The 25,137-nt window shown below is 41.0% G+C and carries 20 protein-coding genes; 10 read left to right on the plus strand and 10 right to left on the minus strand.

What is annotated here, in order from left to right; all coding sequences use genetic code 11:
• Positions 1–90: 90 nt before the first annotated feature.
• Together HWE15_RS03355 and HWE15_RS03360 are read left to right on the plus strand one after the other, a co-directional pair.
• The gene (locus HWE15_RS03355) at positions 91–756 is read left to right on the plus strand and encodes a TetR family transcriptional regulator C-terminal domain-containing protein (RefSeq protein ID WP_290506081.1); all 666 of its coding nucleotides are present in this window, start codon (positions 91–93) and stop codon (positions 754–756) included.
• 2 nt (positions 757–758) lie between these two features.
• Positions 759–2,078 carry an AarF/UbiB family protein gene (locus HWE15_RS03360; protein WP_290506082.1) on the plus strand — a complete coding sequence of 440 codons (1,320 nt, stop codon included), beginning with the start codon at positions 759–761 and terminating at the stop codon, positions 2,076–2,078.
• A 15-nt stretch (positions 2,079–2,093) separates the two neighbouring features.
• Here the strand turns inward: HWE15_RS03360 and HWE15_RS03365 are convergent, their stop codons facing one another.
• Both HWE15_RS03365 and HWE15_RS03370 read right to left on the minus strand, forming a co-directional pair.
• Complete coding sequence (locus tag HWE15_RS03365; RefSeq protein ID WP_290506083.1) at positions 2,094–2,672, minus strand: GNAT family protein; 579 nt, start codon at positions 2,670–2,672, stop codon at positions 2,094–2,096.
• Complete coding sequence (locus HWE15_RS03370) at positions 2,669–3,790, minus strand: histidinol-phosphate transaminase (protein ID WP_290506084.1); 1,122 nt, start codon at positions 3,788–3,790, stop codon at positions 2,669–2,671. The genes HWE15_RS03365 and HWE15_RS03370 overlap by 4 nt, the downstream gene beginning before the upstream one ends.
• Positions 3,791–3,984: 194 nt before the next feature.
• On the opposite strand from HWE15_RS03370, the gene HWE15_RS03375 reads away from it, so the two are divergent.
• Positions 3,985–4,776 (plus strand): hypothetical protein, encoded by a 792-nt coding sequence (locus HWE15_RS03375; RefSeq protein WP_290506085.1) that lies wholly within the window; start codon positions 3,985–3,987, stop codon positions 4,774–4,776.
• A gap of 21 nt (positions 4,777–4,797) precedes the next feature.
• Here HWE15_RS03375 and HWE15_RS03380 read toward each other — a convergent pair whose 3' ends face one another.
• The 6 genes from HWE15_RS03380 to topA all read right to left on the minus strand — a co-directional run bounded on the left by HWE15_RS03380 (position 4,798) and on the right by topA (position 12,859).
• Positions 4,798–5,991, minus strand: coding sequence for an MFS transporter (locus HWE15_RS03380; protein ID WP_290506086.1), 1,194 nt, complete (start codon positions 5,989–5,991; stop codon positions 4,798–4,800).
• On the minus strand, positions 5,991–7,010 hold the full coding sequence (gene mgrA, locus HWE15_RS03385) for an L-glyceraldehyde 3-phosphate reductase (RefSeq protein WP_290506087.1): 1,020 nt from the start codon (positions 7,008–7,010) through the stop codon (positions 5,991–5,993). Before mgrA ends, HWE15_RS03380 begins: the two co-directional genes overlap by 1 nt.
• A gap of 19 nt (positions 7,011–7,029) precedes the next feature.
• On the minus strand, positions 7,030–8,367 hold the full coding sequence (locus HWE15_RS03390; RefSeq protein WP_290506088.1) for a Na+/H+ antiporter NhaC family protein: 1,338 nt from the start codon (positions 8,365–8,367) through the stop codon (positions 7,030–7,032).
• The gene (locus HWE15_RS03395; RefSeq protein WP_290506089.1) at positions 8,364–9,701 is read right to left on the minus strand and encodes an NAD(P)-binding domain-containing protein; all 1,338 of its coding nucleotides are present in this window, start codon (positions 9,699–9,701) and stop codon (positions 8,364–8,366) included. The genes HWE15_RS03390 and HWE15_RS03395 overlap by 4 nt, the downstream gene beginning before the upstream one ends.
• Positions 9,702–9,794: 93 nt before the next feature.
• Entirely contained in the window at positions 9,795–10,484 is a 690-nt protein-coding gene (locus HWE15_RS03400; RefSeq protein WP_290506090.1) for an NAD-dependent deacylase, read from the minus strand.
• A 50-nt stretch (positions 10,485–10,534) separates the two neighbouring features.
• The gene (gene topA, locus HWE15_RS03405) at positions 10,535–12,859 is read right to left on the minus strand and encodes a type I DNA topoisomerase (protein ID WP_290506091.1); all 2,325 of its coding nucleotides are present in this window, start codon (positions 12,857–12,859) and stop codon (positions 10,535–10,537) included.
• Positions 12,860–13,009: 150 nt separating this feature from the next.
• Between topA and HWE15_RS03410 the strand changes: the two genes are divergently transcribed.
• Both HWE15_RS03410 and HWE15_RS03415 read left to right on the plus strand, forming a co-directional pair.
• A complete protein-coding gene (locus HWE15_RS03410; RefSeq protein ID WP_290506092.1) occupies positions 13,010–13,477 on the plus strand; it encodes a histidine phosphatase family protein in 468 nt (155 codons plus the stop codon).
• A gap of 76 nt (positions 13,478–13,553) precedes the next feature.
• On the plus strand, positions 13,554–14,009 hold the full coding sequence (locus HWE15_RS03415; protein WP_290506093.1) for a lipocalin family protein: 456 nt from the start codon (positions 13,554–13,556) through the stop codon (positions 14,007–14,009).
• Positions 14,010–14,085: 76 nt separating this feature from the next.
• Here HWE15_RS03415 and HWE15_RS03420 read toward each other — a convergent pair whose 3' ends face one another.
• The gene (locus tag HWE15_RS03420) at positions 14,086–16,626 is read right to left on the minus strand and encodes a M14 family metallopeptidase (protein ID WP_290506094.1); all 2,541 of its coding nucleotides are present in this window, start codon (positions 16,624–16,626) and stop codon (positions 14,086–14,088) included.
• 130 nt (positions 16,627–16,756) lie between these two features.
• Here HWE15_RS03420 and HWE15_RS03425 point away from each other — a divergent pair, with 130 nt between their 5' ends.
• From HWE15_RS03425 to kdsB, 3 genes are all read left to right on the plus strand, one after another.
• Complete coding sequence (locus tag HWE15_RS03425; protein ID WP_290506095.1) at positions 16,757–17,524, plus strand: DUF1080 domain-containing protein; 768 nt, start codon at positions 16,757–16,759, stop codon at positions 17,522–17,524.
• 90 nt (positions 17,525–17,614) lie between these two features.
• Positions 17,615–18,955, plus strand: coding sequence for a Gfo/Idh/MocA family oxidoreductase (locus HWE15_RS03430; RefSeq protein ID WP_290506096.1), 1,341 nt, complete (start codon positions 17,615–17,617; stop codon positions 18,953–18,955).
• A gap of 92 nt (positions 18,956–19,047) precedes the next feature.
• Positions 19,048–19,770 carry a 3-deoxy-manno-octulosonate cytidylyltransferase gene (gene kdsB, locus HWE15_RS03435; protein WP_290506097.1) on the plus strand — a complete coding sequence of 241 codons (723 nt, stop codon included), beginning with the start codon at positions 19,048–19,050 and terminating at the stop codon, positions 19,768–19,770.
• 12 nt (positions 19,771–19,782) lie between these two features.
• On the opposite strand, the gene HWE15_RS03440 is transcribed toward kdsB, so the two are convergent.
• Positions 19,783–22,569 carry a putative LPS assembly protein LptD gene (locus HWE15_RS03440; RefSeq protein WP_290506098.1) on the minus strand — a complete coding sequence of 929 codons (2,787 nt, stop codon included), beginning with the start codon at positions 22,567–22,569 and terminating at the stop codon, positions 19,783–19,785.
• Between HWE15_RS03440 and HWE15_RS03445 the strand changes: the two genes are divergently transcribed.
• Together HWE15_RS03445 and HWE15_RS03450 are read left to right on the plus strand one after the other, a co-directional pair.
• On the plus strand, positions 22,568–23,368 hold the full coding sequence (locus tag HWE15_RS03445; protein WP_290506099.1) for an N-acetylmuramoyl-L-alanine amidase: 801 nt from the start codon (positions 22,568–22,570) through the stop codon (positions 23,366–23,368). The two genes, HWE15_RS03440 and HWE15_RS03445, sit on opposite strands and share 2 nt — an antisense overlap.
• 125 nt (positions 23,369–23,493) lie before the next feature.
• The gene (locus tag HWE15_RS03450) at positions 23,494–25,125 is read left to right on the plus strand and encodes an acyl-CoA carboxylase subunit beta (RefSeq protein WP_290506100.1); all 1,632 of its coding nucleotides are present in this window, start codon (positions 23,494–23,496) and stop codon (positions 25,123–25,125) included.
• Positions 25,126–25,137 lie beyond the last annotated feature (12 nt).

A 25,137-nucleotide genomic window follows, 5' to 3' on the forward strand; every position in this document is an offset into this window, starting at 1 on the left:
AGCCGAACCGGATGGTTCGGTTTTTTTATGACAATTATTTAAACCTCAGACTCTTTTCTGGTGTTATCCATGCAAACCAATTATCCATTCATGGAAACTACAGCAAAGAAGAAAACATCAAAAAAAGATCAGCGCAAATTAATTCTTGAAAGTTATCAGCACCACGTATTGGAGCATGGGAAAGAGCCTGCTTCCATTTTTAAGTTTGCGAAGGAGCTGAAAATGACGGAAGGAGAATTTTATACTTGGTTTACTTCCTTTGATGCAATCAAGTCAGCAATCTGGACTCAGATTTTTGAAGAAACGGTAACTCAATTAGAGTCCCAAGAAGTTTACAAAGAATACTCAGCAAGAGAGAAGTTTTTGGGTTTCTTATTCACTTGGATCGAAGTTTTAAAAAACAACAGGTCCTATCTTTTAAGCCTGTATTCGGAAAAATCCAATTCTCTTAATCATCTTCCGGCTGAACTAAAAGAATTCCGAACCAAGTTTAAAGATTTTGCTAGCGAAATTATCTTGGAAGGAAAGGAGACTCAGGAAATAGCAAACAGACCGATTATTTCAGACCGATACGATGAAGCACTTTGGTTACAGGTTCTGTTTGTATTCAATTATTGGCTCAAGGATCAATCTTCAGGATTCGAAAAAACTGATGCTGCGATTGAGAAATCGGTCAATCTAGCGTTTGATTTGATGGGCAAAAGTGCCCTTGATAGTTTTATCGATTTTGCCAAGTTTCTTTATCAAAACAAATAAGGATGGCTGAAAAACTGAAAGAACAGGAATCGATCCCAGTTTCCAAAGTACAGCGTGCCGCCAAATTTATCTCAACGGGAGCAAAGGTGGGGGGAAACTACGTTCGCCATTATGCAAAAAAAATGGTCAACCCGGCGCTTGATAAGGAGTCTTTGCATCAATCCAATGCCGAGGATATTTATAAATCTCTCAGTCAACTGAAAGGTTCTGCTTTGAAAGTGGCGCAAATGATGTCTATGGACAAAAATTTGTTGCCTAGAGCCTATCAAGATAAGTTTACCATGGCGCAATATTCTGCTCCGCCATTATCTTATCCTTTGGTGGTAAAGACTTTTCAAAAGTATTTCGGGAAGGGACCTGAGCAGCTTTTTGATAGCTTCACTCGTTCTGCTGTTAATGCAGCCTCCATTGGTCAGGTTCATCAGGCCACGCAAGGAGAAAAGGTTTTAGCTGTCAAAATTCAATATCCGGGAGTTGCTGATTCGGTGAGTTCGGATTTGAAATTAGTTCGTCCTTTTGCACTTCGCCTGTTAAATATGAACGAGAAGGAACTCGATCATTACATGGAAGAAGTGGAAGAACGGCTTTTGGAGGAAACAGACTATTTGCTTGAAATTGAACGATCTCGTGAAATTTCTCAAGCTTGTTCCCATATCCCTAATCTAAATTTTCCAACGTATTATGATAAGCTCAGTTCAGAGCGGATCATTACGATGGATTGGATTAAAGGCAATCATATTAAGGAATGGTTGGAAACCAATCCCAGTCAGGAAGCTAAAAATCAGGTTGGACAAGCTTTGTGGGATTTCTACCATCATCAAGTACACAACTTAAAACAAGTTCACGCAGATCCGCACCCAGGGAATTTTATTGTACAAGAAGGTGATGTGCTTGGTATTATTGATTTTGGGTGTGTAAAGGTCATCCCTGAGGATTTCTACCATGGATACTTCTCTCTTATTAAAAAGGATTTATTGATCCGCGAAGAGGAGTTAAATGAGATATTCTACAACTTGGAATTTATATCTGATCAAGATACGGAAGAGGAAAAAGCATATTTCAAGGGTGTCTTTAAAGAGATGATTTCTTTACTTGGAAAGCCTTTCCATGCAGAGCGATTTGATTTTGCTGATGATGGATTTTTCGAGCAGATTTTTGCTTTGGGGGATCGAATTTCCAACGATAAAATGTTCAAAAAGTCCAGACAGGCAAGAGGTTCCCGTCATGGTCTGTACATCAACCGAACCTATTTCGGATTGTACAATTTATTGAATCAGTTACAAGCTGAGATTGAAACCACAAAGCCAGATTGGTTGAAATAAAAAAAGGGCAGTTATTCACTGCCCTTTTCTATTTCTTTTTTCAAAAGATTTTCGAAAGGTAGGCCATTCATTTTTTAAAAGACTGTAATAGATGGTGTCCCTTCTTCTTCCTGTACAAAGCAAAGTGTGACTTCGTAAAATTCCTTCCTCGACCAATCCAAGTTTTAATAAGGCCTTTCTTGCTGCTTGGTTTAAAACATCGGTTTTTAATTCCACTCGTTCCATGCCAAGTTCCTCAAAGGCATATTCAAACATTAAGAATTTCATTTGGGAATTTACTCCTGTTCCCTGAAAATCTTTCCCTATCCAAGTCCAACCGATTTCTAATCGTTGGTCTGGTTCAGAATAATTCCCAAAACCTGAAGATCCCATTACTTTTCCTGATGTTTTGTCTACCAAAACCAGTTGATGCCGATCTCTTTTTAGTGCAGGAGAAGCCCAGGATTTTATCCCTTCCAAAGTACTTAAGTCATGTGTGAAATATTCCCATAGACTTTTGTCCTGCGTCAATTTCAAAAGCAATGAAAAATCCTGCTCCACCAAGGGGCGAAGCAGGATTTGTTTATTTTCTAAACTGAGGTTTGCCCTGATCAACTGTATAATTCCTTTAGGTATTGGTTGAAAAGATTGACTTCTTCAGGAGTACCTGTTGAAATACGGCACCAATCATTCAGGGGAGGGAAGGGTCTTCCTATGATCATGCCCTTATCAGCAAAAGCTTTGTTTAACTCCTTGATATCTCGGCCAGATTGGAAGAATACAAAGTTTGCATGGCTGTCCAAATAGGGGAGTTTTAACTCATCCAAGGTTTGGGTAATGGCAACTTTTGCTTCAGCGTTTTTCTGTAAGGCAAAATCATAAAATTCCTTATCAGCTAAGGCTGCTTTTCCTGCTTCAATTGCCATAATGTTGGTGTTGGCAACTACCCGCTCCCGTAGGCGCTGAGCAAGTGCTGGTCTTGCAATCATATAACCTAAGCGGATGCCGGCCAGACCGTAAACTTTTGAAAAGGTTCGGGATACCACTACATCCATTCCCTTTTTCACCAATTCGACCATGGAAGGATAGTTGGGTTCCGTAATGAAATCGTAATAAGCCTCATCACTGAAAACCACCGTTTTTTTACTTACTGTTTCACAAAAATCCATCACTCGGTCAGCAGGGAGTAATTTTCCGGTGGGATTATTGGGATTACAAAGGAACACCAGGCGGGTTTGATAGGAAACACGTTTTTCGATTTCATCTAGGTCGAAATCTAAATCTTTGTTAAGAGGTACCCAATTAATATCTGTGCCCCACAATTCCGCATAGTCCATCATCGATAAGAAAGTAGGGGCACAGGAAATAATTTCCCCACCTTGGCCAAAGGTGATTCCTGCTACCTTCAAGCCTTCCGTAGATCCTGCGACTAATACAATGTGATCTTCAGGAACCCCTTCCTTTTCTGCAAGGAGCTTAACGAGATCTGCATTATAGCCCCAAGGATATCGGCAGCCCAGATCAAAATGATCCATCATGGCTTGCCGCATTTTTTGAGAAGGACCAAATGGGTTTTCATTTGAGCCGAGTCGAATTGGGCCGGCGAATGGTCTTGGGTTGAATTTTTCTACCTCTTCTGCAGAAAGAGGAGAGAGCATACCGCCTCCCATCATGGCTAAGCCACCACCAAGTCCTACTTTTTTTAACCAGTTCCTTCTTGATAATCCATTCATATTCTTTTCGATTTATTGGATAAATGCAAAATTATTGACTAGTAAATTAAAAAAATTACAGGATTTAGGCCTGAAAAGTGAAAGTATTTTTATTGGGAATTAGATCATTTAAAAAATAAAATTCCAAATTTTATATAAGTGGCAAAATAATTTTTTAAATTATAGCAAAGCACAACAACTTAACCCAGTTAAATATGAAAAAGTATGTTTTTCTTCTCGTTGGTATCATGCTTTGGGCATTTACGGCAAATGCCCAAAAAGAGAAGTACATGGTACTTGAATTTGTCAAAGTAGAAAGTGACCAGCTTTTTGATTACATCGAGTTTAAAGACTTGATGGAAAAGGTTTATCGGCAGGCCTTGAACGATGGACAGATTACGGGATGGGATTTTTGGGCGCTTCAGTCTGGAGCGAGCCATTCTGACTTTCAATACATCATGATTACCTATTATGATGATCCCGTGAAAATGATGGATGGCCTGGATGAGACTAAAATGATCGAATACACGAAAATTGCTTATCCTCACTTAAATGATGCCCAGGTAGTCAAATTATTTGAGAATTCCCTTTCTATGCGTGAAATGCCTATGCGCTTGTATATGAAAGAAATTGTAAGCACAGAAGATGATTTTCACATGAGGCCAGGAGTATTGGCTTCTTTTGACTTAATGAAGGCAAAGGAAGGCAACTTTGCAGCTTATGAGAAAGCTGAAGAAGAGGTCTTTAAGCCAATCCATCAAAAGCGTATTGAACAAGGATTGATGGGGCATTGGGGTCTTTTGCGAACCGCATTACCTTTAGGATCAGAGGCTAAATCGACCCATTTGACCTTGAATATGTACAAGGATTACATGCAGTTTTTTAACGCACAAGCTTATGAAGATATGGATCAAACCGAGGCAGATCGAAGGGCTGTTAATGAAGGTTTGAACTCCCGAGAGCAAAAGTGGGTTTATTTAGCAACTTTAGAAAACGTAGTTAGGTAGCAATAGTCCGGTTTGATGCTACTATGAGAGGCCTTGAGACAGGGCCTCTTTTTTTTGAAAATACCGAAATAAGAAAAGTCCAATCATTGGGCCAATTCCCAAGAGTCCCAATGCATATGATACTCCAATTTGGTGAATGAGCCAGCCTGTAAATTGAATTGAAATTATGGTCAAGGAAAAGCCTAGGCAATTAACGAGTGTTAAAGCAGTTCCACGGTAGGATGGAGGCGTTGCTTGTGCAACTAGAGTTGAAAACTGAGGAGAATCTGCCGTGACGAGTATCCCCCAAATCAATAAAAATATAATCCCTGCTACTCCGAGACTGGCAGGTAAAAACAGAATGGCCAAACAACAAATTCCTGATCCAAAAAGGGAGAAAATTGCGACTAATCGACTGCTTTTTCGCATGGCAATAAATCCCCCAAGTGCACAGGAAACCGAGCCAGCGGCAATGATGGAAAATACACCTAATGAATTGGCCATTGTCCCCGCTTCTTGGTTGGTAAAATAAGCAAATGCCGCAGGTGCAAATGCCCAAAAGGTGTATAGTTCCCACATGTGACCAAAGTAGCCGGAAGCGGCACCTTTTAATGCGTTGATTTGACTCAATCGGGGAAGTATTTTCCAGTCAAATTTGGGATTTCGTGTTCGGTAGGGCCCATCAGGAACAAATATCCCAACAGCTACCCCTCCTAAACTTGCTAATCCAGAAGTGATCCAAAAGATTTCTTCATAGGAAAATTGATAACCAAGGCCTTTCACCAGAAAGGGTAGCGCAGTCCCCAACACTAATGCCCCCACTAACAAGCCCAATGCTTTTCCTAAACCTTTTTCAAAATAATCTGCTGCGATCTTCATTCCTACCGGATAAATTCCAGCGAGGAAAAAGCCTACCAAAAATCGGAAGCTTACCAAAGATGTAAAAGAAAGCGGAAGAAGGGTGATCAGTACATTGAAACCAGCGGCCAGAAGAGAGCTGGTTAAAAAGACCTTACTTGGAGAAAATCGATCGGGAATTGAAAGTATGGCAAAAAGTAAGGTTCCTGTAATGAAACCAAATTGAACTGCTGAGGTGAGTGATTCAGTGAGTCCTGGCATAGCCAGTTTTTGGCTTAATTCAGGAATCACAGCATTGCCGGCAAACCAAAGGGAAGTGCCCAGAAATTGGGAGATCACAATGATCAACAAGGCACTTCCCGCTTGAATCTGCCGCATTAGGCTCCGATAATTGATTTTATTTCGGTAATCTCTGAGGCGCTGAATTGGGTATTACCAATAGATGCGACATTGTCATCCAATTGTTCAGGCTTGGAGACGCCGACCAACACAGAAGTGATCCGGTGGTCTTTCAGTAGCCAAGCAATTGCCATTTGCGCCAGACTTTGTCCTCTTGAAACAGCGATATCATGTAGTTTTTGGATCATTTGAACTTTATCATCACTGATTTGATCAGGCTTCAGATATCGACCGTCTTTGGCAGCTCTTGAATCTTCAGGAATACCTTTCAGGTATTTGTTTGTCAAAAGTCCTTGCTCCAAAGGTGAGAAGGCAATACTGCCAATTCCTTTTTCTTCAAGAACATCCAAAAGTCCCCCTTCAACCCATCGATCAAGCATGCTATATCTTGGTTGATGAATCAAAAGCGGAGTTCCCATTTCTTTTAAAATCTCATAAGCCCGTGCAGTTTCTGCGGAGCTGTATTGAGAAATTCCTACGTAAAGGGCTTTCCCTTGACGAACTAATTGGTCAAGAGCTCCCATGGTTTCTTCCAAAGGAGTTTCAGGATCTGGACGGTGATGGTAGAAAATGTCTACATAATCCAGTCCCATTCGTTTTAAACTTTGATCACAGCTCGCTATCAGGTATTTTCTTGATCCCCAATTACCATAAGGCCCCGGCCACATATCCCACCCAGCTTTTGAGGAAATGATAAGTTCGTCTCGATAAGGGAGAAAATCCTTTTTCAAAATTCTGCCAAAATTCTCTTCAGCTGATCCATAAGGAGGACCGTAATTATTGGCTAAATCGAAGTGCGATATTCCTAAATCAAAAGCTCTTCTCAATATTTTTCTTCCTAAAGTAAAATCTGCATTGTGGCCGAAATTATGCCATAATCCCAAACTTATTTCTGGAAGGAGGAGTCCGCTGTTTCCGGTTCTACGGTAGTTCATTCCTTGATATCGGTCGTTTGCTGCTTGATACGAAGGAAGAGGATTGTGATCGTTGATATTCATGAACAAGGTTTTTTTAGGTTTAGGAGAACCAAATTAAGGCGATTATTAGGGATATCAAACAGATTGCAATGACAGCTAGCCAACTTTTGAATATAAAGCGGATCCAATCATTGAATTTTACACCCGCAGCAGCAATGACTGCCATCATTCCTCCATTAGTAGGAGTAATCATATCCATCATACTGACAGCGAATTGGGTTGCTAATACAGCTAGTTGTCTAGAAATTCCCAGTAAATCCATCAATGGAACTGCAAGGGGAATTGTCAACACGTTCTGGCCAGAGGTACTTGGAACAGGTATGTGAATTAAGCATTGTGCTAAGAAAAGGCCATTAACGGCAATTAGATCCGGAAGGCCTTCCAAAGGATTGAATAGTGAGAAAATGACAGTATCTATGATTTGTCCCTTTTCTAAAACCAAATAAACAGAGCGAGCTAAACCTACTATTACCCCCGCGAAAATCATTTCTCCAAAGCCTTCCGAATAGGTTTTGGCGGTTCCATTTATTCCTAATTTCCCAATTAATCCGCAGGAAATTCCGATTACAAAAAACAAAGATGACATTTCATTGTATCCCCAATCCTGTTGGGTAATTCCCCATCCCATTGCAATAATGCCACCCAAGGAAAGGAATAAAATAACAGCATGTCTCCAACCAATGGGACTAGGTTTAAACTCAAAGGATGCGGTGAATGGTTCTTTTGATTTTCCATTCCGAATCATGAGAAAAGTCCATAACCCTATGCCGATGACATAAACGATCATTCGAAATACCAATCCTTCAGAAAGATCCAATTCAGCAAGTTGCTGACCCAAAAGTGAATTGAAGGGGTTGATAGGGGAAAATGCTGCTCCTGCAAGAGATGAGCCCAAAGTCAATCCTATTATGGAGCGGATATCCATTCGGAGATTTTTGGCTAGAATAACTAATATGGGAGCCATAGCAATAATTTCCTCCTGCATAGAAATGGTCGCACCGGCAAAGGAAAAACCCAAGGAAAGAAAGATGAGCAGAAGGTTTTGGCGTTTTTGAAATCGAAAAATCAAAGCTTCTACTCCAGCTTGAAGAGCCCCTGTTTTTTCGACTACATAAAATGCTCCACCAATCAGAAGGATAAGCACCACAATATCACTTCCCAAAATGATCCCTTCGGGAATCGCAATCAACATTTCTTGAAACGAGACTGACTGCTTTTCAGCTACCTCATAACTACCTTGAACCACAACATCACGACCGGTCGTTTCATCAGTTATTCGATCATAGCTTCCGGAAGGAATCCAAAAAGTCAAAACCCAGGAAAGCAGAACAAAACCAATCAGGATAATGAGGGGATGAGGAAAGGAAAGTTTTTTCATGCCTCTTGATGATTAGTTATTTGTGTAATAGGGGTTTTGGAAATATAATTTTTTGGGAGTTGTTTCTTTAAATCTTGAATGAATCGATGGTAATCGACAGTGATGGTATGTCTTGGTGTGTTGATCTGTTTGTAATCAGGATTTTTCACCTCTTTTTCGCATAGTTCCTTGATGTTGTCAGGACGTTTCCAGTTCCCAATTAATTCTTGAGCCATGAGTTTGCTTTGAAGTTCAGCACCCGGCCATATACAGCCTAAGGGCTGGAACATACCTATGAAATAGAGATTGGTAATGGAAGGATGGAACATTTTCAAATACAGAGGAACCGGTCCCTCACTGTAGTCGATAAAATCCTTGTCAAAAAACGGATGGCTTAACCAGTAGCCAGTACATGCGACGATACTGTCAAACTCTTCTTCTTTTCCATCTTCAAAAATTACTTTCTTGCCTTCAAAGCGTTTAATGTCCAATCGCGGTTTAACTTTTCCATGTCGGATTTTATGTAAAAGTTCATCATTGATTGTGGGATGGGTTGCTCCAAAAGGTTCGCTTGGTGGTCTAAGTCCATAGGCTTCATTTTTCCCAATGATGACACGAAGCAATATGGAATTTAGAAACATACGAATCCTTGGTGGAATCCATTTTGATCGCTCGGCAACCTTGTCTGAAGGCATTCCAAAAATGAATTTTGGAACAATCCTATAGCCTCTTCGCCAGGAAATCGCTGTCATTTTTGAAACTCGACTCGATTCCACGGCTACATCACAGGCAGAATTTCCTCCTCCAATCACCAAGACCCGCTTTCCTCGGAAGGGTTCAGCTTTTTTGAAATTATGCGAGTGTAAAAACTCTCCGGTAAACTCACCTGGATAATTTGGATAGCGAGGCTTCCAATGGTGACCATTGGCAACGACTAGGTGAGTGAATCTTTCTGTTTGCGTATGCCCATCTTTTTCAGTAGTAATTTCCCAGGTATTGGAATCAATCCATTCACAATGGAGAACCATAGTGCCAAATTGAATGTGGGGGTAAAGTCCAAATCGACTTGCATAGGCTTGGAAATACCTTCTCAGTTCGTCATGGGAAGGATAATCAGCCGTCTCCGGGTCAAAGTCATCAAAAGTATAGTCTTCGTATTGAGAGAGGGTTTTTGAAGATATGATATGAGTGGTTTCAAAAACACTGGAGTGACTTTCATCCTCACTGTAGATCCAGTTGCCTCCTACATCCGTGTTTCGGTCGAAAACGACGGCTTCAATTCCTTGATCAAGTAAATTTTTTAGAGCTGTAATTCCGGAGGGTCCAGCTCCAATGATTGCTACTTTTTGCTTCATGAAAAACTGAAAGTTGATTTTTTCTCTTTCGACAAATTGAAATTTTAGAATTAACCAAGTTGTAATTTATATCTTTTCTGGAAAGGGTAGCAATCAACGAAGATTCATTAATTCATTTTTGAGAAATTTCATACCCTCGGTTGCGACTTGGTTGATGAAAGTAGCGTTTCTGGGGAGTCGATTACTGGGGAGATTAGGATCCACCAAATAAACCGGTGTGTTTTTAGGAATGTAAGAAATCAAATCCGCTGCAGGATATACTTGGAGGGAAGTACCCACTACCAAAAAAATGTCCGCATTTTTTGCGATTTGAATGGCGGGTAACATGTTGGGTACAGCTTCCCCAAACCAAACCACATGGGGCCGAAGTTGACTTCCTTTTGCACATTTATCTCCCAATTTCAGCTCCCAATGATCTAATTCATAAATCAAGCTTGGATCTAAGCTGCTTTGAGCTTTATTGATTTCCCCATGTAAATGAAGTACTTGAGAGGATCCTGCTCTTTCGTGGAGGCTGTCCACATTTTGAGTGATAACCTGTACCGAGAAAAATGTCTCCAATTCCACCAATATTTGGTGGGCAAGATTGGGTTTGCATTCCCGTTCCTGCTTGCGGCGTTGATTATAAAATTCTAAGACCAGCTCCTTATTTCGGCTCCATGCTTGAGGAGTTGCAACCTCCATTACGTCATGACCTTCCCATAGGCCACCGCTATCGCGGAAGGTTTTGATACCGCTTTCTGCCGAAATTCCTGCCCCTGTTAAGACAACCAGATTTTTCATTTCTGACTTAATTATGAACAAAAAAACCGATCCACAGATCGGTTTAAAGTTTATTTTTTCTTCGCAAATCGTCCGCCTTTTTTCTTGGTTTCAGGCTGATTTTCAATGATTTCAATTGTTTCCTGATAGGAGAGCTTTTCAGCTTCTTTTCCTTTTGGAATCTTATAATTGTTCTTTCCAAACTTGATGTAAGGTCCCCATCGTCCATTCAGGATCTGAATTTCCGGATTTTCATCGAAGGTTTTGATATGTTTTTTGGCGTCTGCTTCCCGCTTGTCTTTTATGAGTTGGATAGCTTCTTCTTCAGTGATGCTAAGCGGATCCTGTTCCTTCTTCAAGGAAACAAAATTGCCGTCATGCCGAATGTATGGACCAAATCGTCCAATCGCTGCAACCATCTTTTTGTCTTCAAACATTCCCACATCACGAGGAAGTTTGAACAGTTCAAGCGCATCTTCTAGACTGATGTTTTCAATGAATTGACCTTTCTTTAAGCTTGCGAATTTTTTGTCTTCGTCATCATTATCCCCAATCTGAACTAATGGTCCGAATCGGCCCAGTCTTGCAGTGACAGGTTTGCCGTTTTCAGGGTGATCCCCTAGGAAACGGCTAGAATTGACATCCTGACGGGAAACCTGTTCGGTTTCTTCTACGCTATGATGGAAATTGCCGTAGAAATTATCAATCATATCCTGCCAATCCTGACCACCCGAAGCAATGTCGTCGAATTCCTTTTCCACCTTTGCGGTGAAGTTGTAATCGATCACATTTGGGAAATGCTCCACCAAGAAATCATTAACCACCATGGCAATATTGGTAGGGAAGAGTTTCTGTTTTTCAGCACCGGTGATCTCTGTTTTGGTAGATTCACGGAATTCTCCATCAGCAATTACCATTTCTTGGTATTTACGTGGTGTTCCGTCCCGACTTTCCTTAATTACATATTCTCTTTTTTGGATGGTGGAAATGGTTGGAGCATAAGTGGAAGGTCGTCCAATTCCCAGTTCCTCCAATTTCTTCACCAAACTTGCTTCGGTATACCGAGGGGCTGGTCTTGTGAAGCTTTCCTTGCCTTTCATTTCTCGTAAATGCAATGATTGACCAATTTGCATAGGAGGTAGAAGTGCTTTGTTTTGGTTGTCATCTTCCTCGTGATCATCATCTGTGGATTCCATGTAAACTTTAAGGAATCCGTCAAATTTGATCACTTCTCCATGAGCAGAAAGTGTCAAGTCGGAGTTGGAGATTTGGATGGTGATATTAGTTTTTTCAAGCTGAGCATCAGCCATTTGAGAGGCAATCGCCCGCTTCCAAATCAATTCATATAATCGTTGTTCATTTCGGTCCCCGCTGATTTCGGGCTGGGAAAAATCAGTAGGTCGAATCGCTTCGTGAGCTTCTTGAGCACCTTCTGATTTGGTGGTGTATTTTCTAGCTTTATGGTAGGAGTCTCCGAATTCGTTTTTAATTGCCGACTCAGCAGATCGCATCGCTTCTTCGGATAGATTCACACTATCTGTACGCATGTAGGTGATCTTTCCAGCTTCATATAGCTTTTGAGCCACTGACATGGTTTGTGCTACTGAGAAGTATAATTTCCGAGAGGCTTCCTGCTGAAGGGTTGAAGTTGTAAAAGGAGGTGCCGGAGATTTTTTAGCCGGTTTTTTCTCCAAATTCCCAACTGTAAATTCTGCTTCGAGGCATGCTTTTAAGAAGGCCTCTGCTTCCGATTTGGTCTCAAATTTTTTTGGTAATTCAGCTTGAAATGATTTTCCATCTACTTCGAATTGGGCTGTTATTCGGAAGGAAGACTTGGCCTGAAATGCCTCAATTTCTCGTTCCCTTTCAACTATTAGCCGGACTGCTACTGATTGAACGCGGCCTGCTGAAAGACCGGTTTTGATCTTTTTCCAAAGGACTGGTGACAATTCAAAACCCACCAATCTGTCCAGAATTCGTCTAGCCTGTTGTGCGTTTACCAAATCGTAATCAATACCTCTTGGGTTTTGGATGGCTCGCTGAATCGCATTTTTTGTGATCTCTCTGAAAACTATCCGCTTGGTGTTTTCGTCTTTTAATTTTAAAACCTCTTTCAAATGCCAAGAGATGGCTTCTCCTTCGCGGTCATCATCACTGGCGAGGTAAATGGTGTCCGCATCCTTGATAAGGTTTTTGAGATTTTTGATCACTTCCTTTTTATCGGGAGAGATTTCATAGGTCGGCTTGAAGCGGTTTTTGATATCGATAGCTTTGTCGCCTTTGGGTAAATCTCGAATGTGCCCATAACTGGACGCAACCTTAAAATCCTTTCCAAGGTATCCTTCGATGGTTTTGGCTTTGGCGGGGGACTCGACAATGACGATATTTTTGGACATAAAAGTTTCAGAATTTAGCCTGAGGGCTTGTTTTGAAAAGCTAAAAATAGAAGGCATTGTTTTCACCTGCAACTATTAAATTTTCAGGTGATGTGATGAAACGGTCTTTGTGCCTATTTTGAGTCTTATTTAACTATGAAAAATTGATTTATGAAACGATTATTTTTAATGCGTCATGGGGAGGCAAGTTTTTCGGCTGATTTGGATTTTGATCGTAGCCTTACCCCCAAAGGAAAAAGTAAAGTAGCCCATGTCTCCGCCCGATTAAATGAATTAGCTCCTGAAATAGCCCAGCTCTATTGTTCTCCAGCACGTCGTACTCTGGAGACGGCCGGCATTGTTGCAGAACGGGTAGTCATCAAGCATCAAAAATTTGAAAAATCGATCTATGAGGGGGATTTGGAAAATTTGATGGATTTGTTGGAAAATACGCCTTCAAAATTCAATGAAGTCCTGTTTGTGGGTCATAATCCACTCATTAGTTTGTTTGCCGCCAACCTAAGTGATGGAGATTATTTAAATATGCAACCAGGAGATTTAATTTATATTGAGTTTCCCTTGGATTCTTGGAAGCTTATTACTTATGGAAGCGGCATTCTAAAGGAAGTGGTTTCTTGAGATGAATTATTCCAATATTTTGAATTGAAGAAGGTCTTTACCAACTTTCCCCTTCAATCCATTTAAAACTATGACGATGAAAAATTTAGAAACTAGGCCTCTTAAAAAATGGGGATTCCTGATGAGCAGGTTATTCTTGGTATCACTTATTTCCTTGTACTCCTGCTCCGGTGGAATTAGTGAAGAGCAATTAAGAGGAACTTGGATTGGGACTGATTTCAACTTTGAACAAAAAGAGGGTGGGGAAATGGCTGCGATGATCGAAGGAGGAAGATTGCTCCACGAGGATGGAAAACTTGAACTCAATGATGATGGAACCTTTAAAATTTATGCAGGCAAAGGTGATTTAAATGGATTGGGTACTTGGTCCATAGATTCAGGTGATATGTTGATGATGTATGATGTTGGTGAAGAGACTAGGTATGAAATTGTTTCTCTTACTTCTGATCAATTGATTACCAAGCATGAGGTTTCGTTTGAATCTCCTTTGGGGACAATTGCAGGTACGATTACATTAACTTACAAACGATAAAAAATACTTTTTGAAAATTGAAGGATGATTTTCAAGAAAAAAAATAGCCGCAGAATTTCCTGCGGCTATTTTTCTTTTAATCCATTTGATTCCCAAAGAACAGTGCATTGAGGAAGAGTTTATTGGTGCCAAACCAAGTTCCTCTAAAGTTTGGACTATCGAAGAAGTGAATTACCCTTCCGCTTCTTGCTGGAGAAATTACCACACTCGCACTTTGTTTTAGTTTTTCAAGATTAGCATCAGAAATATAGCCCCCCAAATGTGGGTTAGCTGTGTATCGAATAGGTGTTAGATATTTATTTTGACTGGGTTGAATAAAAATATTCGTGTTGCGATAAACAGGAATGTTTTCTTGTCGGTAGCCGTAAGAAATCGGGTGAGTGAGATCCATTCGGGCTAAATAAATACTTCCGCCGACTTCTTTTGCTCCTTCAAAATCTCTTCTCGTTGCAAATGGAAGTTCAGCAGGCTCTTCTACCTCTTCTAGTTGAACTGGTGTTTCTTTCGTTAGTCCAATCCGATTCAGCCATAGACTTGCACTTTTTAAGGAAATGACGGTTCCTCCTCGGTTTACCCAATCCTTCAAATGATCCACAGAAGCTTCAGATAATCCACTGTAATTTCCTGATGGTAGAATTAGCGTGTTGTAGTTAAATAAATTGACTCTTCCGAAATTGTCTGTGTTCACCTTTGTGATTGGCATTCCAACCTTGGTATCCAACAAATGCCAGATTTCTCCAGCCTCATAGCCTGATACTCCTGGACCCACAAGCATAATGACTTTTGGCTTTTGGACAGCACCTACGGAATTGGAACCTAAATCTATTCCTGACAAATTAAGTCCAGTTTCCACCTTGTAAACTTTCTGTTGGTTGGTTTTAGCCGATTCTTGAATTTTTGAAGCCACTTCTTCCGATGATAATTCCTGAAAGCCCATAGGAACCATGAGCGTTCCTGCGGCAAAATCCACTGGGCCGTCCTGCGTTTGAGATTTGAAAGGACGGTTTATTACTTCAACATGAATCCCTGCTTCCTGCAAATCATAAAGCATTTTAGGAGAAAAATAATCCGCCCAATCAATCAAATAGGCATAAGCTTTTCCATTTGGAAATGTGTAATCGGGTGCTTCAACGGAATTTATCTCAGCTCCCAATTTTGCTGCCGGGGTTGTACTAAAAGGCATTCCGTAAGCTGCAGCCATCGTCCAAGCGGAGGCATCGTAAAAAACCGAATCAGCAAAGTCTTTTACATATTCAAACATGGTCCGAACCATACGGTACTGAGGTTGGGCAGTCGGTACTACCCAAGATTTACCTTTTTTGAATTCTTGCCCTCCAATTCGCAGGTCTGTATCATTTTCGAAAACCTTTATTTTATGATCCAAAAGGAATTGTAAGAACAGGCGATTTCTGCTGGCATCAAATTCATCTCCAAAGACATAGTTTTTGGCGGGGTCTTTTCTTCCTTCATCTACAGCAGTTACAAAAAATTCTCTTAGGTAATCGTGCATGTATTCCCGATTATCAATTGAGGCTTCGAGTGTAGCTAAGGAATTAACTACATGATTTCTGATTGTGAATGCAAAGGAAATATCTCCTCGTTGACTAGCTTGAAGATGCCCACGGCTACTGGCTGTTTCGAAAACCAAGCCCAATCCTCCATGAATATCTGGATAGGTAGAACCATAACCTGGATAGCTGTTGTCGAATACTTCCTTGGTCCAATACAAGCTTCCGATTTCATCCATGTATTTGGCAAAGTATTTTGCAAAAAGCGGATTAATATCGTCGTAGTTCTTTCTTGGTACTACAGGGTTTTCGGATCCATAAGGTTTGGTAGGTTCAAAGAAGTAAGTACTGTTTGTACCCATTTCATGGAAATCCGTGGTTACATTCGGATACCATTGATGATACCATTCCACCTTCACTTGGGATTCGGGATGGGCTAGGGGAAGCCAATCTCGATTCAAATCAAACCAATAATGATTGGTTCTGCCTCCCGGCCAAGCTTCATTATGTTCCCGATCTAATGGATCTGCAACAGGAGGGAATCCTTTATTGGAATCTGCCCATAGACTGTGACGATCTCGTCCATCAGGATTTAAAGTTGGATCGATATGGGTAACTGCCTCTTCGCGAACGCGTTTTGCCAGGTCAGATTGGCCGGCTAAAATCCAATAAGCAGTAAGCATCGCAGCCTCTGCAGAGGAAGGTTCATTCCCATGAACGCCATAACCCAAATGAACAATGGAAGGCATGGCGCTCACGTCAGGTTTCTCTTGGGTAGGATCGGCAAGTTGAAGTTGTCGCTGACGGATTTGCTCTAATTCACCCATATGGGCAGGAGATGCAATGGTCAAAATTACTTTTGGCCGATGCTCATGGGTATATCCAATGGTTTGAAGGGTAGCTAATTCGCTGAGTTCATCCAGCTTTTCAAAATATTTTACGATTAAATCATAACGAGTATGCCAATCTCCGATGGGATATCCCAAAAACTCTTCGGGAGATGGAATGGTTGAATCAAAGCTTTCTCCAGGAAAGAAATAGTCAGTTTGGGCAAATGACTGACTGATTCCTGTCAATAGGGCGATCAGAGCGATGTATAATTTTTTCATATGCTGTATTTTTCTGAAAATTAGGAAAGCTTTTGCCCCTTACAATCAAAAATCCACTAATGGTCTTTTGATTCAAGACAATAGCCCTTAATTTATTCATTCATTTTCTAAACCCTAATTTATTTTACCTATGAAAATTAACTTTAAGTTCTTTTTGTCTGCCCTATGTCTGCTAGTCGGTTCTTCATATGGAATGGCTCAGGAACAAACTCCACCTCCTTTACCTCCTCAAGCGACTGAGTTTTACACCCCGGTCCCCCCTAAAATCACTCCTGGAACTCAAAACAATTTGCCTCCATCGGATGCAATCGTCCTTTTTGATGGAAGCAGCTTAAATAATTTTGTTTCGGCTCGAGACGGTGCTAGTCCTGCAGAGTGGAAAATTGAAAATGGTGAATTGGTAGTTGTAGCAGGAAAAGGAGATATTCAGTCCAAGCTGCCATTTGGAGATGCGCAGTATCATATCGAATGGTCAGCACCAACCGAGATCAAGGGTGAGGGACAAGGCCGTGGAAATTCTGGATTCTTTTTGATGGGATTATACGAAGTTCAAATTTTGGATAGCTATGAAAGTAAGACCTATACCAATGGACAGGCAGGAAGTATTTATAAGCAATATCCGCCTTTGGTCAATCCCTTAAGAGCGCCTGGTGAATGGAATTACTACGATATCATTTTCAAGGCTCCTCGATTTGATAAAAATGGAGTTTTGACTTCTCCAGGAACTGTAACAGTCTTGATCAATGGTGTTTTGGTGCAAAATCATGTGATTCTTAGAGGCCCTACCGAATACATCGGAATTCCTAATTACAAAGCACATCCTGAGGAGCTCCCGATCAAACTTCAGGATCATGGAAATCCAGTTCGATTTAGAAATATCTGGGTCCGTCCTCTTTAAAAGTTGACAGTGAGCAGTGGGCAGATGTGTATGAATTATTGTCTACTCTTCACTTTGTAATAACCTAATAACTCTATAACCCAATAACCCATGTCATCTAGAAGAAAATTTCTCCAAAATACCATGCTCTTAGGTGCCGGGCTCAGTATGCCATCTATCTTGACGGCAGCTGATTTCGGCACTTTTACAAGAAAAATAAAGCCATCGGACCAACTCAATTATGGTGTAATTGGCTGTAACGGAATGGGATGGTCCAATATGAATGCGCATCTTAAAATACCAAATGTAAATTGTGTTGCGTTAGCAGATGTTGATCAATCCGTGTTGGATCGGCGTACAGAAGATGTTTTCAAACTTCGGGGAATGCGTCCTAAGCAATACAAGGATTACCGAAAAATGCTTGAGGATCCTGATATAGATATTGTCATAATTGGAACTCCAGATCATTGGCATTGCTTGAATATGGTGGATGCTGTCTCAGCTGGCAAACATGTTTATGTAGAAAAGCCAATCGCCAATACCATCGAAGAATGCCAAATCATGGTAAAAGCGCAGGAACGCTATGGGAAAATTGTTCAAGTAGGACAATGGCAGCGTTCCGGCTCCCAATATGATCAGGCAATCGAATATGTGAAATCAGGGAAACTGGGACAAATTCGATTAGTGAAATGCTGGGCTTACCAAGGTTGGATGAAGCCAGTTCCTGTACAACCGGACGGAGCAGCGCCTGCTGGGGTAGATTATGATATGTGGTTGGGACCCGCTACAAAACGACCTTTTAATTCGAATCGATTCCACTTTAATTTCCGTTGGTTTTGGGATTATGCGGGAGGTTTGATGACGGATTGGGGTGTTCATGAAATTGATATTGCCCTTTATGCGATGGGTGTTAGCGCGCCTAAATCGATCATGGCATCTGGAGGTAAATTTGCCTATCCTGACGATGCTTCTGAGACACCTGATACTTTGCAGACCGTCTATGAATATGATGGATTTAACATGTTGTGGGAACATGCGACTGGAATTGATGGAGGGAATTATGGGACAACCGAGGGAATCGCTTTCATAGGAAACAATGCGACTTTGGTAGTAAACCGAGGAGGGTGGAAGGTAATCCCAGAAACTGAAAATGTAGAAGGGGAGCGGAAGCCAAAGGTGGAAGAAGTTCCTCACACACGTCCATCTGGAAGTGCTTTAGATGCTCATGCTGTCAATTTTGTGGAATCTGTGATGGCCAATGATCCCAGCAAATTGAAGTGTGCTATCCAAACTGGATCAGTAGCGGCAATCAATGCACAGATGGGAAATATTGCCTACAAGACTGGAAAGAAAATTTATTGGGATGCTGCCAAAAATCAGTTTTCAGATGCTGATGCCAATGACTTGATGAAAGCTCATTACCATAATGGCTGGCAAGTTCCCAAAGTATAATTCAGATTAACAGAAGCCAGGGTGGAAAAATAAAAGCCCTGGTTTTTTTATTTTTGGACTTGAATAGTTTTTAAAATCCGAAATAACTCTCCTTGAAAACTGCTGCTCTTATCCCCGCACGATTCGCTTCTACGCGTTTACCTGCAAAACTTGTCCAAGATTTGGGAGGAAAATCTGTCATCCAGCGAACCTTTGAAAGTACTATGGAAACAGGTGTTTTCGATGAGGTTTGGGTGGTGACTGATCATGAGGAAATTGCCAATCAAATTAGAAAGGTTGGCGGACAGGTATTTTTGAGTACAAAAAACCATGAAAGTGGCTCGGATAGAATTGCCGAAGCACTCGATCAAGTAGATGCCGAATTGATAGTGAATGTTCAGGGCGATGAACCATTTCAAGATACAGCTTCTCTAAAATCCTTGGTGAATGTTTTTCAGGATGATTCGGTCCAAATGGCTTCTTTGTTTCATGAGATTTCGGAGGATGAAGCTCAAAATCCCAATGCTGTAAAAGTGGTTTTGGATGAAAAAGGGGATGCCCTTTATTTTTCAAGATCCCCAATCCCATACAATCGAGATCAAATTCCCAACCTTATTTTTAAAAAGCATATTGGAGTTTATGCTTACCGACGTGAAATTTTACTTCAATTTACTTCTTGGCAAAAAGGTGACTTAGAGCAAATTGAAATGCTCGAGCAACTTCGGTTAGTGGAGAAAGGGATAAAGATTCGAATGGTCAAAACCACTCATCAAGCCATTGCTATCGATACAGCCGAAGATCTGGAAAAGGCGCGTGAATACTTGAAAAGAAACTAGCTTTTTATTGCCCTAGCGATCGAAGAAAGACCTTCTTCGGGAAACCTTCAAGTCTTGGAGAATGCTGGATTTGACGCGTATATCAATGTTATAGGAGGTAAAGCGTCCAAAAGGAATCCAGTTGACGTTCATTTGCCAACAGTGGAGATCTCTGGCAATTCCGATCATGGATTGAGTTATTGCTTGGTCTACGAGGTTAATACCGGTGTTGAAATTGATTTTCCACTTTTCGGAAATGGAAATATCCCCTGAAAGCTGCACGGCGGAGGTTACATTGGTATTTCCATTGGATTGCTTGCTGTAGGCTAGATTGTATCCCACTGTAAGATTCCAAGGGATATTCCAATCAATGTATTGGCTAGGATCAGTTACAATTTGATTGATTTGGCTCTCTACAAATTCATTCATAATTCCACCTTGTTGGAGGAATTGATTGGTCAGTTCATCCCTGACTTCATTTGGGTTTTGAGTATTTCCAGGATTGATTGATGCGTTAATATTTAGCGAAGCATTTCGAATTGTTCCAATGCCCTGCCCGTTTTTCCAAGCGTATGAATTTATTCTTCGAATAGTTTCTGTCCCATTTTCATTTGTAAATGTAGCAGTAGCATAGGGGTCTAAGGTCGTGCTGACGTTTACGGATAGCTTTCTTTCAAAAAAACTGGTTCTCGCACTGATTCTCACAGGGGCAAGTTGGAATGAATCGGCTGCGAAATTGTAGGATGTGTTCAAATCCAAATTTTCAATAATTGGAATTTTCTTGGTGCTTTCTTCATCCGTAGAGTCCTCTGCGGTTTTGATTTTTGCTTCCAAAACAGATCGTAAACCAAAAGTCAAAGACCTGGATTCACCTTGAGGAGCTCCTCCATAAATAAATCCTTGATGCCTATTGTAAAGACGGGTATCTCCTTCAGAATTGATTTGTACATTTTGAAAATATCCAAAGGATTCATCCGTAAAATCAGGGGTATAACTGAATCCGAAGGTAGGTTGGATGTGGTGACGGATGGTTTGAATTTTCCCTCCTTTGAAATTGTAAAATCCGTAGAGGTTAGTATTCATGGCGAAGGAACTATTATAAAAGCTCACCCGATTGAATCCATTTTCTACGATCTGATCTACCCGTTCTGATTCCGGATTGTAGAAGAACCGAAGCTTTTGCAAATACCAAAGTTCTGTAATGTTAGCTGAGGCAGTTCCAGTAAAATATTTGAAAAGTGTGAAATTGGAACTGATTGGTATTCTATGCTGGGCGCCATTATTGGCGTTTTTAAGCAATAGGCTAAAGTTCTCTGGAGTAAAAGGAATCAATTCTGGAGCAGTACTTCCTCCCAGTTCTGGATCAATTGGGGTAGGAGATTGGATTCGGTTTGTGATGGAATTTTGAATATCAAAGTTCCAGGCAATATTCAAGGTTTTTAGCGGTTCAAAATCCACATTTCTAAATGGATTTTGTCGGTTCATCGAAACATTAAAAGAAGGCAAACGAAGTCTTACCTCACCAGTCGACACCGATTGAGAATGCTGAGCACTGGCAGACATGGAGAAAGGCGTACCAGCAAACTGTTTGGTGTAATTGATATTGGACTGGAGGTCAGATGTTACGTTGTTTTGGAAGTTGGTTGGGTTAATGACATTGTTGAAGTAGGAAGTACTACCAGCATTGACCGATGCAGAAAACCTTCCCGTTCCACGGCTTTCCGGTGTGTGTGTCCAAGAAATTCGGAAAGTATTATAATCAACTGGATTTAGTTCGGTCTCTGGTGATTTGAATTTTTGGAAATCAAAATTGAATGCTCCTCCAAAACGATAGCGTTTCTTGTAGATTGATTGAGATTTAAGGCCCCAGCCTCCTTTGGAATAAATATCACCTGTAATTCTGGTGTGGAGGTAATCATTGAAAGCAAAATAGTAGCCGAAATCCCTCAAAAACAATCCCCGAACTTGTTCCTCTCCATAGCTTGGGAAAATGATCCCCGAAGCTTTTTCTTCAGGAGTGTTTGGAATAATTCCAAAAGGCAGGCCTAGTGGCGTTGGGATTCCATTGAAGTAGAGATTAAAAGGTCCTGAAACCACCTGTTTCCCTTCTATGGATTTGATCTTATTGGAAGATATATGCCAATGCGGCTCTGTAAGCTTACAGGTGGTGTAGTATCCGTGATCGAGATAGATACTTCCATCATCAGTTTTCTTGATAGTTTCTCCTCTCAAAATCCCGTCTTGTTGCTCGGTAACTACATCTTTGATGATGGCTTTTTGGGTTTTAAAATTGTACCGCATTTCCTTTCGGATTTCATAGACCGCTCCCTGGTCCTTGAAAAAAGGATTTCCGGTGATGTTCCCAAGGCTATCGGTTACGCCGGATGCATACAGCTCATTGTTTTTCCAGTCAATGACGATTCGATCCGCATCGAGGCGCATTTCTCCATATTCAAACCAAGCTTGATTGTAGAGGTAAACCTTGTTGGTTTTGAAGTCCGTAACGATACTATCTTCAGCATAGTAATTGATTTCGCTCATAATTGCGCTGCTGGGCACAATTTTTGTCGAATCAGACACTGATAAGGTATCAGCCGGAATGGAAACTGAATCTGGTACGATGGTAGAAGGAACCTCTAAGGTATCGGGTACAGTCAACCTTCGCTCTTGAGTAGTTCTGGTTCGCTGAGCTTCAGCCAATTGAGGCAAAAGCAAAAATATACATACGCTCAAAAGTAGGAGTCTCAATCCCTGCACAGTTGCTGCCTTATTTGCTAATTTGATGGAAATTTCGCGTAAAGTTAATTTTATTGCCCTCATGGAAAGGTCTCAAAATAAAAAATTTATTCTTTCTTTGATTTTAATGATTCCGTTTCTATTTGGAGGTTTCATTCCTAATGAAACGATGATGCCTGCTTTTCGGATGAAAAAAATTGTTTTGGATGCGGGACATGGCGGAAAAGATCCGGGGAATTTAGGTTCTAGGTCCCGGGAAAAAGATATTAATTTGGCCGTTACCTTACTGGTAGGGAAGTACATCAATCAGTATATGCCGGATGTGGAGGTGATTTATACCCGAAAGGATGATAGCTTCCCTTCATTGAAGGATAGACCAAGAATTGCTAATAATAATAAGGCAGATCTTTTTGTGTCCATCCATTCCAATTCTGCAGCTAGTCGTTCTGCTTTTGGAACTGAAACATTCATCATGGGGATGAAGCACTTTGAGTCAAATTTTGACATTATCAAGCGTGAAAATTCGGTAATGTTGTTAGAGGATGGCTATCAGGAAAAATATGAAGGATTTGATCCCTCTTCGCCTGAATCCTATATTATGTTTAATCTGATGTCTCAGGCATTTTTTGAAAACTCGCTCACCCTTGCAGATCAGATTGAGAAGCAATTTAAAGATCGGGTCGGGAGAAAGAGTCGTGGCGTGAAGCAAGGTCCTTTTTATGTGCTTTGGACACCTTCCATGCCTTCGGTTTTGGTAGAATTGGGATTTTTATCCAATAGTTCAGAAGAACAATTCCTGATGAGCAAACAAGGACAGGAATACATGGCCTCGGCCATTTTCAGATCCATTCGAGATTATAAAAATGAAATTGAAGGAAATTAAGCTTTTTCCTGTATTTCAAGAAATTAGCCCTTTTTTATTTTGAAAAAGGGCTTTTTCTTTTCCAGAAAACCAAACTTCCTTTTGTAGATTGTAGTTTTAAATCTCATAAACCCAAAATTAACTTCATGAATACAACCACCGGATCAACTCCTGCTTTGAATTTTGACTCTTTGTTGAAAGAATTGAAATCCAAGTATGAATCAGTAAAAAAAGGAGGAGGCGAAAAGAGAATCGCCAAAGAGCACGAGAAAGGAAAATTGACTGCTCGAGAGCGGATTGATTATTTGATTGACGAAGGATCTGACTTTTTGGAGATTGGTGCTTTTGCGGCGGATGGTTTGTATGAAGAGGAGGGAGGATGTCCTTCTGCTGGCGTGGTAACTGGAATAGGATATGTCAGCGGGAAAATGTGTGTCCTCGTAGCGAATGATGCCACTGTAAAAGCTGGTGCTTGGTTTCCGATGACCGCAAAGAAGAATTTGCGAGCGCAGGAAATCGCTATGGAAAACCGACTTCCGATTATCTATCTAGTAGATAGTGCGGGTGTTTTTCTTCCCATGCAAAATGAAATCTTCCCAGATAAGGAACATTTTGGTCGACAGTTCCGAAACAATGCAAAAATGTCTGCAATGGGGATAGTTCAGGTAGCGGCGATTATGGGAAGTTGTGTGGCTGGAGGAGCTTATCTGCCGATTATGTCAGATGAAGCGATGATCGTGGATAAGACTGGTACAATATTTTTAGCCGGGTCTTATTTAGTGAAGGCAGCTATCGGTGAACAAGTAGACAACGAGACTTTAGGTGGAGCAACCACTCACTGTGAAATATCAGGTGTAACTGATAATAAATATGACTCTGACCAAGAATGCTTGGATGCCATTCGTAGGATTTTTGATAAGATAGGAGCGTATGAAAAGGCTGGATTTGATCGGAAAGAATCAAAAGAACCTGCAATTTCTGTAGAAGAAATGCTTGGAAAATTCCCACTGGACCGAGTAAAACCATACGATATGATGGATGTGCTGAAAGGCCTGGTCGATGGAGGGGAGTTGGATGAATACAAAAAAGATTATGGGAAAACCCTCATCTGTGCCACGGCACGTATAGATGGTTGGGCAGTAGGAATCATCGCTAATCAGCGAAAGGTGGTTAAAAATGCCAAAGGGGAAATGCAAATGGGGGGTGTTATATATTCCGATTCTGCGGATAAGGCTGCCCGATTTATCATGAACTGTAATCAGCGAAAAATCCCCTTGGTTTTTATTCAGGATGTTAGTGGGTTTATGGTTGGATCCAAAGCTGAGCATGGAGGCATCATCAAGGATGGAGCGAAAATGGTCAATGCCATGGCAAATTCGGTGGTGCCAAAGTTTACTTTGATCATTGGAAATTCTTATGGTGCCGGAAATTATGCGATGTGTGGAAAGGCCTATGATCCCAGACTGATATATTCTTGGCCTACTGCTCAGATGGCTGTGATGTCCGGAGCCTCAGCAGCAAAGACCTTACTTCAAATTAAAGTTTCTGCTTTGAAAAAAGCAGGAAAGGAAATTTCTCCAGAAGATGAAAAAGCACTTTTGGAAGAAATTACAAACAAATACAATGAGGAACTGAGCCCTTACTATGCTGCTGCTAGGTTATGGGTGGATGGGGTTATCGATCCGGCTGAAACCCGAAAAGTAATTTCCATGGGGATTGAGTCGGCTAACCACGCGCCTATTGTTGATCGCTTTAATGTAGGGGTGATTCAAACTTGATCATTTTTTAGT

Origin of the sequence: Algoriphagus sp., assembly GCF_013373065.1 — a bacterium.
Classification (GTDB): domain Bacteria; phylum Bacteroidota; class Bacteroidia; order Cytophagales; family Cyclobacteriaceae; genus Algoriphagus.